Source organism: Roseofilum sp., assembly GCF_982964205.1.
The window spans coordinates 1-13620 of the sequence record NZ_CEZBFX010000101.1 but is presented as its reverse complement, the minus strand read 5'-3'; the positions used below and the strand labels follow the sequence as shown (position 1 = coordinate 13620).

The 13620-nt window shown below is 43.4% G+C and carries 12 protein-coding genes and 1 riboswitch; of the genes, 3 read left to right on the top strand and 9 right to left on the bottom strand.

Going from position 1 to position 13620, the window contains the following annotated elements; genetic code table 11:
* The 5 genes from AC3A14_RS19335 to AC3A14_RS19315 all read right to left on the bottom strand — a co-directional run.
* Positions 1 to 885, bottom strand: an 885-nt coding sequence (locus AC3A14_RS19335) for a nitrilase-related carbon-nitrogen hydrolase (protein WP_487779110.1), incomplete at its 3' end; no start/stop codon positions are given.
* 105 nt (positions 886 to 990) lie between these two features.
* Positions 991 to 1719 carry a ribonuclease III domain-containing protein gene (locus AC3A14_RS19330; protein WP_318735678.1) on the bottom strand — a complete coding sequence of 243 codons (729 nt, stop codon included), beginning with the start codon at positions 1717 to 1719 and terminating at the stop codon, positions 991 to 993.
* A gap of 13 nt (positions 1720 to 1732) precedes the next feature.
* A complete protein-coding gene (locus tag AC3A14_RS19325) occupies positions 1733 to 2467 on the bottom strand; it encodes an NUDIX hydrolase (RefSeq protein WP_318702313.1) in 735 nt (244 codons plus the stop codon).
* On the bottom strand, positions 2421 to 3029 hold the full coding sequence (locus AC3A14_RS19320; protein WP_318719073.1) for a nicotinate-nucleotide adenylyltransferase: 609 nt from the start codon (positions 3027 to 3029) through the stop codon (positions 2421 to 2423). The genes AC3A14_RS19325 and AC3A14_RS19320 overlap by 47 nt, the downstream gene beginning before the upstream one ends.
* Positions 3030 to 3084: 55 nt before the next feature.
* On the bottom strand, positions 3085 to 4428 hold the full coding sequence (locus tag AC3A14_RS19315) for a nicotinate phosphoribosyltransferase (protein WP_413039173.1): 1344 nt from the start codon (positions 4426 to 4428) through the stop codon (positions 3085 to 3087).
* A 434-nt stretch (positions 4429 to 4862) separates the two neighbouring features.
* Between AC3A14_RS19315 and AC3A14_RS19310 the strand changes: the two genes are divergently transcribed.
* Positions 4863 to 5009, top strand: a complete 147-nt coding sequence (locus AC3A14_RS19310; RefSeq protein WP_318702307.1) for a hypothetical protein — start codon at positions 4863 to 4865, stop codon at positions 5007 to 5009.
* A gap of 130 nt (positions 5010 to 5139) precedes the next feature.
* Here the strand turns inward: AC3A14_RS19310 and AC3A14_RS19305 are convergent, their stop codons facing one another.
* From AC3A14_RS19305 to AC3A14_RS19290, 4 genes are all read right to left on the bottom strand, one after another.
* Positions 5140 to 5619 carry a DUF1824 family protein gene (locus AC3A14_RS19305; RefSeq protein ID WP_318702305.1) on the bottom strand — a complete coding sequence of 160 codons (480 nt, stop codon included), beginning with the start codon at positions 5617 to 5619 and terminating at the stop codon, positions 5140 to 5142.
* A gap of 66 nt (positions 5620 to 5685) precedes the next feature.
* The gene (locus tag AC3A14_RS19300; protein ID WP_318702303.1) at positions 5686 to 7359 is read right to left on the bottom strand and encodes an ATP-binding protein; all 1674 of its coding nucleotides are present in this window, start codon (positions 7357 to 7359) and stop codon (positions 5686 to 5688) included.
* Between the two features lie 156 nt (positions 7360 to 7515).
* A complete protein-coding gene (locus tag AC3A14_RS19295) occupies positions 7516 to 7908 on the bottom strand; it encodes a PhnD/SsuA/transferrin family substrate-binding protein (protein ID WP_318702301.1) in 393 nt (130 codons plus the stop codon).
* A gap of 315 nt (positions 7909 to 8223) precedes the next feature.
* Positions 8224 to 9723 carry a hypothetical protein gene (locus AC3A14_RS19290; protein ID WP_318702299.1) on the bottom strand — a complete coding sequence of 500 codons (1500 nt, stop codon included), beginning with the start codon at positions 9721 to 9723 and terminating at the stop codon, positions 8224 to 8226.
* 285 nt (positions 9724 to 10008) lie between these two features.
* Positions 10009 to 10155: riboswitch (cobalamin riboswitch) on the top strand.
* A 522-nt stretch (positions 10156 to 10677) separates the two neighbouring features.
* On the opposite strand from AC3A14_RS19290, the gene metE reads away from it, so the two are divergent.
* Both metE and AC3A14_RS19280 read left to right on the top strand, forming a co-directional pair.
* Positions 10678 to 12924 (top strand): 5-methyltetrahydropteroyltriglutamate--homocysteine S-methyltransferase, encoded by a 2247-nt coding sequence (gene metE / locus AC3A14_RS19285; RefSeq protein ID WP_318735689.1) that lies wholly within the window; start codon positions 10678 to 10680, stop codon positions 12922 to 12924.
* A gap of 161 nt (positions 12925 to 13085) precedes the next feature.
* Positions 13086 to 13523: a hypothetical protein gene (locus tag AC3A14_RS19280; RefSeq protein ID WP_318735692.1), complete on the top strand. Its 438-nt coding sequence runs from the start codon at positions 13086 to 13088 to the stop codon at positions 13521 to 13523.
* The last annotated feature ends 97 nt before the right edge of the window (positions 13524 to 13620 follow it).

Sequence of the window (13620 nt, the reverse complement as noted above, 5' to 3'; positions counted from 1 at the left end):
AGCATAGTCCTGAACTCCTAATACCAATGCTGACCAAATCTCCAAGTTTTCATCCTCAGAAAGAGGTTGAGAATCGCCCAGCAAATCCTGCTGTTTTTGATCGAAAGTGAGGACTTGAAAATCAGACTTAAAACCTTGTAATTGAGCCACAACGTTTCCTGTGTGATTGACCGCCAAACTATGACCATCAAAAATCAAATCATCATTACCACCCACCTGATTCACATAAATAATCGGAACTTGATATCGACTGGCGCTATAGCTTAACATTGAGCGTCTTAACACTGGCTTATTTAAGCTATACGGGGAAGCAGATAAATTAACAACAATATCGACATTTTTATCCATTAAATCCGCCAAAGGATTAATGGGATAAGACCGCTTTCCCCAAAATTGTTCATCATTCCATAAATCCTCACAAATGGTTACTCCAATCCTCAGATTGACTCGATCCGTATGTATGGCTAATACTTGACTTTCATGGCCTGGTTCAAAGTAACGGTCTTCATCAAAGACATCATAGGTTGGTAGCAATCGCTTATGAAATTCAGCTAAGACTTTTCCTTTATAGAGAGCTACAACACTATTAAATAATTCTTTCCCTCCCTGTTTAGTTGCAGCTAAATTTCGGCTTACCGTCCCCACACAAACTATCAAATCTGGTGGGATTTTCCGAGCTAAATCTTCGATTAAGTGATTCATTTTATCAATGAAAACTGGATAATTTAACAAATCACGGGGAGGATAACCACAAAGAGATAATTCAGGAGTGAGCAACACTATAGCGCCCTGAGCAGCAGCAATTTCTGCTGATTTGAGGATCATTTGGGCATTTTTTTCTAAATCACCAATGGTGGGATTGAGTTGAGCAATAGCAATTTTCATAAATTATAGCGCTTCGCGCTGGTAATGGGGAATTGGGTACAAAGAAACCCTAGTTGTCACCATATCCTGAAGACAAGAAAATAGGATTTAATTTAAACAAGCTACTTATTTTTCAGCTTTTTGAATTAAAGAAATCAACTTATTTCTCACAAAAACAAATCGACCTTTTACATAGTTTTTCCCCAAGTTTTTTTCCTCGAATTCACCCAGATCTAGCATTTTTTCCTTACACCCTTCTCGAATATGGCATAAGACCTCTTTAGGTACTCCGGGAAATCGAGCAAATAAGTAATCACTGGCAATTAAGTTTAAGGCAGATTTACCCAAATGAGAGAAATCGCGATAGGGTAAACCACTACCTGGATAATTTGGGGGAATGAGGGGATTATTAATTCCAATAACTTGCCCCACAAACCAATCACGCACTTGATAAAAATTACAATCGAGGTAAATGAGACCCGTGAGCAGTTTTAGGAACGCTCCTAAATGAATCAACCGTTCGTCGGACCAGCTTCCGGGATGATCGACCCGAATTTGTATCCAATTCGTTACTTCCAATTGATCGGCTAACTGTCCCAAGGTTTTTGGTTCTAGAAATTCAATCCAAGCTTTGGGTCGTTCATAACAACAATCAGCGGCAATCATCTGTAAAACTGCTTCTCCCAGAAATAGCAAGCGATCGCCTGATTCATCGAGAGCTTTGCCCTCCATTAACACTCGACCTGACTTCAGCAGTTGCCAAAGATATTCTTTTTCATTAAACTGATAACGAATTGTTACTTCAATCCGTTCGGCTTGATGGATTTGTCCGGGGTTATTGTAGATTTTAGTCATGCGATCGCACTCATCAAATAAACACCATGGGTTTATCTTTTAGTAAATCGAACGCTTCCGCATCAAATCGATAAAGGCTGGCAGGTCTCCCCGCTCCCCGTGATGCTTTCACCCCTGTGTCATAGAGAAATCCCAACTTCAGCAACCGAGCGCGGAAGTTAGAATAGTCTGAAAAATTTTCCCCTAACACCGTAGTGTAGAGCTGATACAAGTCGTTGAGGGTGAACATCTCCGGTAGGACATCGAAGGCCACGGGACTATATTCCAATTTGTTGCGTAAACGTCTGTAGCCATATTCTAGGATCTGATTGTGATCGAATGCTAGGTCTGGCACTTGATGAATGGGATACCAAGCAATACCACTGACTCCATCGGCAATCAGTTGAGCTTCGTCAAAACGTACTAAGGCAAAATAACTGACCGAAAGATACCGAACTCCATATTGATCGGGAGCTTCCCTTGGATCGCGTCCAGGGTCACCAAAGCTATAGAGTTGTTCCAGATAGAGATTTTGGACGCGAATTTTTTCTGAGAGAATGCGATAGGCTGCTTGTTCAAGGGATTCGGATCGACGGACGAGGGTTCCGGGTAAACTCCATTGATTGAGATAGGGGTCTTCATGACGCATCACTAAGAGGACGAGGAGTCGGTTGAGGACGCTATCAACGGAAAAGATGACGTTATCTACGCCCACTTTAAAATCAGCTAACGGCTCTTTGTGAGTTTGTTTTGAATGGCTCTCTGGCATGATACAACTGCTCCCGATGGATGTAATCCTGGATGGGAGGCGTAATAACTTGGGTCTCCTTTCTTTCACGATACGCTGTTGAGGACACAGGTGGAACATCAAAATCGGCGATCGCCACTTCTGCTCCCAACTCGACGAGCGCTTGGACTTGCTCTGACTTGATGGCATAGCCCGATCTCGGTACAATCAAAACTTCAACGTTTTCCAATAAAGTTTTGATTTGATACCACTTGGGCATTTGGGCGATCAGATCGGAACCCACCACAAGGATAAACCGTTCTTGAGGCCAGAGGTGACGGGCTTCGGTTACTGATTCTAGCGATCGCGAATAACCCAGTTGCGGATATAAGCCAATATTAGGATATTGGTCTTTGAGATTTTCGATCAATAGGTCAAGCATCGCCAGACGATGATCTAAAGGGGTTTGGTGATTCTTAAATGGATTATTTGAGGCCCAAACTGCTACATAATCATAGTGTTGGCTCAACCATTCAAGAATCGTTCGATGTCCCTGAGTGGGTGGATCGGCGCTAGTGCCAAAAAGGGCAACAGTTTTGAGCATGGGTAATTGGTAATGGGTAATTGGTAATGGGTAATTGGAGATCTCCCCCATCCCCCTATCCCTGTATCTGTTCGATCAGTTGTTGTAGTTTAGCGGAAATTTCCATGGGCAGAGGAGTAGGATCTTCTAAATCGCGACAGGAGGGGGGGAGATTCAGGACACAGGTGCGGGTACGCTCTTGGATAATATCGAGGGAGTCGGGAGGGACGAAGGGTTGTCCGGCTTTGAGCATGGGTTGCAAAAGGGGGATTTCTTCGGGTTTAGGGGATTCGTTGATTAAACCTAGGCGATCGCCACTATATTTTCCCTCACTACATCGCCGAAAGATTTGTTTGCGTCCAGGATAACTGACTTTATCGGTTGAGCGTTTCATGACGGGTATCTGTTTAATGTCTACCAGTTTATAGACTCCATTCACTGGAGAACCGGTAACCAATTTTGTTCCTATTCCATAACCGTCAATACAAGCACCTCCTTGATTTAATCGCTGCATTTCATATTCATCAATGTCTCCACTGACAAAGATGGGAACTCCAGGTAACTGTTGGCGGATGTTCTGGGATAGAGAAACCCGATCGCCCGAGTCTAGACGAATACCTGCAACGTCTAGAGTTCCCGCTTGCATCTGCTCGGCTAACCGTTCGGCGGCTGCCAGAGTGTCATAGGTGTCGATCAGCAGGGGAGCGCGGGGAAAATAGCGGTAAAAGGCTTGAAAGGCGGCATCTTCTGTGCCTTCGCAGGCGGCGATCGCCATGACTAAAGAATGAGACATTGTTCCGACTGGGTTGCGGCCCAATTTCAGAGCGGCTAATACATTAGATGTACCATCCATTCCCCCCGCTAGAGCTGCTCGTGCTGCCCACATTGCCCCCTGAGGACTAAAGGCACGTCTGGTGCCGAATTCTAGAATTGAGACATGATCGCCAGCCATATCCCGCATTCGGGCAGCTTTGGTCGCGATTAGGGTTTGATAATTTAAGGTATTGAGTAAATAGGTTTCTACCAGTTGAGCTTGCCAAAGGGGGGCTTCTATTCTCAACAAGGGTTGATTAGCAAAAATAGCTGTTCCTTCAGGTACAGCCCAAACATCACCCGTAAATTGAAATTGAGCTAACTTTGTCCAGAATTTTTCAGGCGCATGGTTAAAAATGCCGGTTGCTCGTAGCGCTTCGATCTGAGCCGGCGTAAATGCCAGGTTTTGCAAATACTCCAGTGCAGGTTGCACTCCCATAGCGATCAGGTAACCGAAACCTGGGGGTAAACGGCGCGTGAACAGTTCAAAGCTGGCTCGATGTTCCTCTATTCCTTCGCCGATGTAACAGGCGTTCATCGTGAGCTGATAGAGGTCAGTCAGTAGGCTGTTGTCTTCTGGGTTCAGGGTGAGTAAGGAGTCTTCCATCTTGGCGATCGCCTCCTTTAAGGCTACTTCCCTTCCTATTATAGTGGATGTGACCATAAATGTGTCAACCATTTTTTTAGAAACTTGAATTCACATCATCCAAAACAACACATTATCTAGCTTTTCCTCGTGTTATCGATCGCAGAAATGGCTATCTACGCCCATACATTATAGTCTCTGACACCAATATTATCGGTTTCTGATCTTCATATCCTCATATCTAGAGTCTCCCTCCTTATTATGAAGTAATCACTCACCATCTTCTTTATCTAAATACATGAAGATTTTTTCATGTATTTTTGCAACTATTCATATGACTAAACGCAACAGAATATAAAGAATAGTAGCGCAGCAATCCCACTTGTTAGGGGATTGCTATAATTGAAATATAGAGAAATCAATCAATGATCTCAATTGCAAGAAAGGAGGCAGTTATGAATATGTTTTCTGCTATAAACGACATGGTGATGTATATGTTTGATGCGATTGGCGAAATCTTTAGCCCCAACCGCGATCAATATCCCAGTGTTGGCGTACAACCGTTTAATGGTGAGTCTTTGTCTGAATGGATAGAGTTCTAATCTGTGTTGAAACTTTGTGAGAGAAACGCTTAAGTTCTATGTATCTGTTGACCTTCCCGGTAGTTTATTCCTCAACAAACTACCGGGTTTTTGATGTCAGTTTTAACAAGGGTCTTAAGCCACTAGTCTCTCAAGAACCCATCAATTGCTGGTCGTCAAATAGATTTAAAGGGAAATATCCAAAGGTTCCATTGAGTTGATCGTAGTCAGAAGATAAACAAGAAATCAAAACGCCACGATAATCTCCAGTATAACTATCGTGATAATGGGCTAGGGTCTGGCCATTGAATTTAATATAAACGGGTTCATCGATCGCCGGTAGCTGCACCAGATTAAAGGGAACCGGATAGCCCAAAGCGCTCAAATAATGGGCAAGAGCCGTAAACCCTTCTGTCCCCTGATCGGCACAAACCCCAAAATTATGATGATCGGCTAGACTCGTAATCTGGATTAACTGCGATCGCAGTTGCTGCCGTTGCTCTGGTACACTCAGATCCACAGACTCCGGTTGCACACTAAACACCTGGAGATATTTCAGAGCAGCTTGGGTTTCAAGACTCAAAGATAACGACACAATGGATAAGGATAATAGAACTGCAAGCCATATCATACAGTGCTTTGCACTAGGGTAGGAGAATAGGGAGATGGGAAAGAACTCCTACTTATGACTCATCCCTCATGACTGATTACTGATTAACATCTGTTGTGTACCAGGAATCTCAATTATAAAGGCTGTCCCTTCTCCCAACTGAGACTGATAATATAGCCGTCCTTTATGTTGATTCACCACAATTTGATAGCTAATAGACAATCCTAAACCGGTTCCTTTACCCACTGGTTTAGTGGTAAAAAACGGATCAAAAAGGCGATTTTGAGTCGTTTCCTCAATACCAGGACCATTATCCCGAATCTGAATCTGAAGAAATCCCTTTTCCGTCACTTTAGTCACAATAGTAATTTGACCGGGCTGTTCAGAACCCACTCGATCTTCTAAGGCATCAATTGCATTAGCTAATACATTTATAAACACCTGATTTAACTGACTGGCATAACATTCGACTCTCGGTAAATCTCCATAGTCTTTAACAATTTTAATTCCCTCACAATCAGGGTTAGGCTTGATACGGTGCTGCAAAATCATCACAGTACTCTCAAGGCCTTCATGAATATCTACTTCTTTTCTTTCTGCTTCATCAAGACGCGAAAACGTCCGTAAGGATTTAACAATATCCCGAATTCGGATGGCCCCTGCTTTCATTGAATTCAAGATATCTTGAATATCTTTTTTCAAAAATTCCAGATCGATTTGCTCGAAGACTGATTGTACGCCTTGACTTGGCTGAGGGTAATCCTTCTGATACTGGTTGATTAAATGGATAAGATCGTTAATATATTGTTCGCAATAATTAAGATTGCCATAAACAAAGTTAACTGGATTATTGATTTCATGGGCAATCCCTGCAATCATTTGTCCTAAGCTAGACATTTTTTCATTTTGGATTAATTGAGATTGAGTTTCTTTAAGCTCGGCTAGCACTATCTTTAACTGGCGATTACTCTCTTCTAGTTCGGCCGTCCGATCAATGACCTTTTGTTCCATCATTTGGTAAGAATTAGATAATTGCTCCGCCATATTATTGAACGTGTTTGCTACGGACTCAATTTCGTCACCAGTGATGATATTAAGGCGATAATTTAGTTCTCCTTTTCCAATTTTTTTAGTCCCATACTGAAGTTTTTCCAGGGATTGAATAACCGGTAAAATAATCCACTTCCATTGCCAGAAAATAACAAAAGATAATCCAATTATCAATAGAGCTTGAAAAATGGGGTTATCTCTCTTGAGTTGAGCCGCAGACTCTTCTGTTTGCAATTCTATAGTATGAACGTATTCAACTAACGACTTCAAAGAAAAATTAATATCTGCGGCAAACCAATTAATGGATTTTAAATCTTGTTTTTGCTTCGTGATGTCTTGGGAATGGGTTAATCTTTTGCTTAACTGATGTAAATCATTGTGACGACGACGTAAGATTTCAATTTCGCTAGAATTCGGTAATCCAAGAGATAATTCATCCAAATGCAAAAGAAACTTTGAGTGAGCTTTTTCATATTTTTGGAAGTTAGCTGGAGATTGATCCAGAATGACAAAATCTTTGAGGGAAATAACCTGTTCTTCTAAATTACGATGTAATTCAAACATTACCGAAAGATATTGACGGTTAATCTGACGACGTTGAGATACTGATTCTTCAGCTTGATTCACGACAATAATACTGCCCCCCATACCGATTGCAATCGACCCAATAACAGCAACTGAAGATGCAAGGAATTTGATAGAAATTTTCATAAATTCATCAATCAGCCTTAGAGCTGATTCCCGAAGTCGTTGAAAGTGCCTAACAGCAAGAGGTTCACTAAAATACTAAGTTGTTCCCAATCAAGGCTAAAACCATTGATATATAAGGATTCCAGCCTTTTTAAGATTTCCTTTAGGAATCAGCTCTTAGTTGTCTAATCCTAGGGTTTCTTGAATGCGACGAATGGGTTCATAATCTTCATCTTGGACTGAAGTATAGCCAGAAGCTCGATCTCCTCCAACCAGTCCTAAACCTGGAGGTGCTTCAATCAATGCTTTACGAACCTTTAGCTTAAACTTATCTGGGAGGGTAGAGCGAATCACCAGAGGGGAGTTGGGTAAAGGATCGGATTGCCAGAGGATGGTATAGCGATCGCTGGATAATTCCCCTGATTCTATTGCTTTCTGGTATATCTTTTCTTCAATAGCGATCGCATCCACTTTCCCTTGCACCAACGCCGTAGTATTTTTATCATGACTTCCCACATAAGCGATCGCCCAAATGGACATCCGATTAACACGGTTTCGTATAAAAAACATAGTCAACACAGGGTTTCTCAGCTCAACTGGCTTGGATTATATCATTGAAACTGCCAATCTATACTTGAGGAATTTAGAATTTAAATAGTAATATAAATTACAATCAACTATGATATTAACTAGAGAAAGCTTCAATCCTATATTTTTGACCAGAGACTTCTCTAAAGAAAGAGACACTAACTGAAGAGCAGCACTCTTGAAGTAAGGCTCAATACCATTTATCTTATTTCTTAAGATGTTTTTGAGTTAACGCTTTTCTGAACTTCGATCAAGAGCGGAGGAAAATGAACCCTGAAAATGGGACAACTTGCACTGTTATCTCTTTTTAGGTAGAATTCGGGGTAAGCTCCATTTAGCCATTGCCCAAAAAATAATCGCAAAGCCAAAACTGAGTAAGACGGCAATAACAAAGGGATGGGGATATGCTCCGGGATGTTTGCTGAAAAACGGAAACGTCATCGCTTGTTGTTTAAAAATCAATGTGGAACTAGAGCCTGCGATCGCCCCGGCACCGATTCCAGTACCGATCGCCTGAATGTGGTCTTGTAGATCTTGATTTTGCTGTTGTAGCTTGCGATCGCTCTCTGCTTGCTCGATCTCGACTAAACCCCGAATAGTGGCGATCGCAGTATCCAACAGTCTCGCGCCTTCTGCGAGATAGGTGAGGTTAGCGGTGATTTGCTGTTGGAACTTACGAAACTGGCGATCGGCTAACTTCAGTGTTGAAGTTAAATTACTGTCAGTAATGTTCTCAATATAGATGATTTTCTGTTCATAATTCTCCCGATGCCAATCAATCATTTTGTGGAAATCGGATAAGCTGCGCAAATTTTGCGAATAGGAGAGGGAAATATTCAGCAGTATCTTCAAGTTCCCCTTAAGCTGGTCGAGCTTCACTGGGCATAAATCAGCAGATTTATCATCATAAATACCACTCGTAAATCCTTGTACGATCTGTTCAATCTTGTTGATATTTTCTAATCCTTTCTGATACTCTCCCTGACTGTCTTCATGGTTTCTCCAATTCTTATGATCGTAGAAAAACAATTCTGCTAATTCCAGTTGTGTCCGGTCTAATTTCGTAATGCTTTCTTGACGAAAGGTCAGAAACAACCAAATTTTACCATAATACTCATCGGGTTCTGGACTACAAAATTCATATACATAACCCTTAAAACATCGCCAACGATTTCTTAACGGCGGTGCAGCTTCCACAGAAGGAAAACCTAAAAAACTCAGTAAACAGATTTGGGCAAATTCCGTTAAGTCTTCTGGCTCTTCCCTCAGTTGGGCACTAAGGATTAGGGTTTTACCCAAAAAGGATGTTCTTAAGACTTGGCAGCGTTTTTGCTCCTCCAGATTATCCTTAGCGCTAACCGTTGTACCACTAAAATAATGAATCGAAGGTTTTAGAGTCTGTAATTCTGCAAGCGTTAATCCATCTTTACCGCTCAAGTCTGGCAAATAGAACGTAAACGAGCCAATATAACTATCATCAAACAATTGGGGATAGAAAAAACCCTTAATAGGAGGCAGCCACGCCAGAATAAAATGTTGAATTTGGCGGTTACGATCTGCCTGAATCTCTAACAGGTCAAAGGCTTGTGCTTGGGGCTGTTCTGAGCGCCACTGAACCTGAAGCGGCGAACCTTGGGAGTCACTGGCATGATAATCCCTTAAAAGTACTTCATAATAGGCTTGAATGTCTGAACGGCTCAGATGAATACGATCGGTGTTGGTTAAACTTCCCGTTTGTAAGTGATACGCGAACAGGCGCAACGTTACCTTATAGAGTTTTGGGAATCCATTAATCACGGTTTTTAGACTTCTCTTTTTTGGACTTTACCTAATTCTGTTAGGCAGCTCTAATTCCTGAGTATACATAGGGTTTGGTTTCGATGATATCGCAAGATTGGAAATCAAATACGCGGATAGATCATTGCGAATGGAATGCAGTGGAATGAAGGAATATTTCCTATCTCGCGAGTCTTGCTTTATCCGCTTCGCGGACATGGATACGCAGTGCGTTAGCGAAGCTTGCGTGAAACGCTCTGTAAGTCGGTCTATCCTCCAACTATGGTGAGAGTCGAGATTGTGTGATATAGTTATCTGCAGGTCGGTTCTAGTGGGGATCAGTCGCTAGAGGAAACGGGGAAAGTGCAGTGAGAATCTGCCGCTGTCCCGCAGCTGTGAAGGAGGAATACATCTCCTCCGAGTCAGAATGCCCGCCGATCGCAAGTCCATGTTCTATAACATCTGCGAGGTACGGATGATGGTTGATTCAGTATTTTTACCATCAATAAAGGGACATAATACTCCGCACCAGTGGTGCGATCGCACCCTGCACTCCATCAGTGCAAGGGTTCGCTTATCTTGCCCATAAATCCATAAGCAAGACAACATAGCGCAATAAGGCATAAGTTAGGCGAGAAGACAGTAGTTTTACGACATGTGATGCACTCGATCTCTTTCTTACCCCCCTTTGTTTAAGTCAGGTTAGGGGGTATCTTAACATATCTCGGAAGAGCTAAAGTGTTGAAGAAAGGGTTAAACTGCCTACTCCCGATCGTTACACTGACTATCTGGGTGACTAGGGCGTTTTGCAACCTAATTACTCCGCACTATTACTTATTGCCTAGCACTATATCTGTGTGTATCAGCTCGAACCTACTGTGGATTGAGCGAGACTTTATGCTGCCCTCTAATTCTATACACATCGCAGAGGACTTGACCTTCAATTCCCTTAAATCAGGAGCTATTTGATTAACTATGACGATTACAACCCAAACCCTAGGTTATCCCCGGATTGGCAAAAAACGGGAAGTAAAAAAAGCTCAAGAAGCCTTTTGGAGAGGCAAATCTGATGAAGCAACCTTGCGGCAAACCGTCGAGGAGGTGGAGATGAACAACTGGAAAACCCAGTTAGAGGCAGGAATCGATCGCATCGGAGTGGGTGATGGAAGTCTGTACGATCTGGTTCTGGACTGGAGCGTCCGTTTAGGGATTATTCCGGAACGCTTCCAAAGCTTATCGGGAATAGACCGCTATTTTGCCATGGCACGAGGCAAAGATGGAAGTCCGGCTCTGGAGATGACTAAATGGTTCGATACCAACTATCACTATCTCGTCCCAGAAATCACTCAGCCCCTGCAAGATGCGGATTTTAGCGACTATATTGCTACTGTCCAACGCGCTCAAAGCATTCTGGGCGATAGAACCACTCCCCTTATCCTCGGACCCTTGACTCTCCTGCGTTTAAGCCGCTTAGAGCTTGACTTGAAAAAGACAGCCGCTCTATTGTGCGATCGCTATCTGCACCTGCTTCAGGAACTCAAAACTCTCGGTGTATCGGAAGTTCAAATTCAAGAACCGGCCTTGGTTCTGGCTACACCAGACCCCTATCCCGCTCTGTATCAATCCCTCTACAGTCGTTTTGCTCAAGTCGGATTACCCGTGAACTTGGTCACCACGTTCGATGACTTGGGTGAAGCCTATGATTGGGTGACTCAATTGCCCGTATCTGCCATTAGCCTAGACTTTACACGGGGGAAAAATCTGGAATTATTGAAAGATCGAGGGTTTCCTAGTGACAAACGCCTCGGTGTCGGTTTGGTGGATGCTCGCAATATCTGGAAAATTCGCCCAGAAGCAGCCCTCTCTACCTTACTCGACATTCAAGCCATTACCTCCAACTTCAGCATTCAGCCTTCAGCCTCCCTGCAATTTGTCCCCTACGATGCCACGTTAGAAACCAAACTTCCAGAGGCTCTGCGGAATGTTCTCAGTTTTGCTCGGCAAAAGTTAGAGGAATTGGTAGCACTGGCAAATGCAGCGAATACCAAAGATACGGCAACCTTCTCCCAACCGTATAAACAAGCCTGGCAAGCCTTTGAGGAGTTTAATCAGCCCAACTCAGAAGTGCAAGCTGCTTTAAAGAACTTATCTGTTCGGGACTTTCAGCGCTCTCTTGACCATCCTTTACGGTTGACCAAACAGGTGCAATTGCCTCCTCTGCCTACCACCACCATCGGCTCTTTCCCCCAAACCAAGGAAGTGCGGCAACTGCGGGTGAAGGTCAAGCGGGGAGAGTTGAGTGAGGAACAATATCAAGAGGCGATCGATGCCCAGATTGCTGAATGTATCAAACTTCAAGAAGAGATTGGCCTCGATGTCTTGGTGCATGGGGAATTTGAGCGCACCGATATGGTGGAATACTTTGGACAAAAATTAGAAGGATTTGCCTTCACTGTCCAGGGTTGGGTACAAAGCTATGGCAGTCGCTGCGTCCGTCCCCCGATTATTTATGGCGATGTTTCTCGTCCGCAACCGATGACGGTGCGGGAGTTTAACGTGGCTCAAGCTTTGACGAAAAAACCAGTAAAAGGAATGCTCACCGGGCCGATCACAATCCTGAATTGGTCTTTTCCCCGTGCCGATATTTCCCGATCGGATCAAGCCTTTCAGATTGCGTTAGCCTTGCGCCAAGAGGTGGCAGATTTAGAGGCAGCGGGTTCCCAGGTGATTCAGGTGGATGAACCTGCTTTGCGGGAAGGGCTACCCCTGAAGGCAGAGCGTTGGAGTGAATATCTGTCTTGGGCGGTCGATGCGTTTCGTCTATCAACGGCGATCGCCCGGCCGGAAACCCAAATTCATACCCATATGTGCTACTGCGAGTTCGGCGATATTATCCGCGATATCGAGAATCTTGATGCTGATGTGATTTCTATTGAGAATAGTCGCAGTAATAACCGCACGTTGCAAGAAGTCACGCAAGCAGGTTATTCTCATCAAATTGGTAATGGAGTCTATGATATTCACTCTCCTGTCGTACCCACTACTGAGCAGTTGGTCGAACAGTTGAAGTCGGGTATTACCAACCTTCCGACAGAACAAATTTGGGTTAATCCAGATTGTGGACTCAAAACTCGCCGTTGGGAAGAAGTGATTCCAGCCTTGAAAAATATGGTGAAAGCAGCACAAGTGTTGCGTACCGAACTCCCCTCTCGCTCTCAATAGACTCAACGTTTGACTCCTATAACAAGGGAAGGGGGAGTAAAGACATTTTTTGTTCTCCGTTCCCTGTTCCCTAAAACCACAATTGAGCTGTCCTAACTTAACGAGTTCCTTGCTATATACCACCGAGAGAATAGAGAACGTCTACACAAACCCAACTTCTTATGGAAAATGATCGCTTGAACTGGGAACAGGAATTTATTGCGACGAATTTCATGGCGATCGCTTATAATGCTTGGGCTGGCTATTTGAGTGCATCTCGCGGGGTAGTCATTTGCTCTACCCATCATCCCCATCTGGGGATAACTGGTGAAACGTTTTCGGCTGCCTTTGTTCCCCGTTGTCGTCTCGCGCCTTTTCTCAATGCTTGGCTAAGTACTCCCGATACCCGAATTGTACGCCATCATTTTATGAACGCCCATATTTTGGAAGCAGTCGATACTTACTGTCCAGAAACAGAAGTGATTTTTTTATTAGAATCTGGGAATCAAGTGACATTCTTTTACCTCAAAAATCTACCCTTGACCCCTCCAGAGGGCTACGATCGCATCTCTAGAATGAGGGACGAATTTCACCCCTCTCTCTCGAAAGTCAATTCTTGAAGATATATAGTCATTCCAATTAAGTTCCGTACAGTTTGACCCACTCATCCAGAGTTGTACCGGATGGAGCATATATCCTTTGCTTTTTGAGAATGGC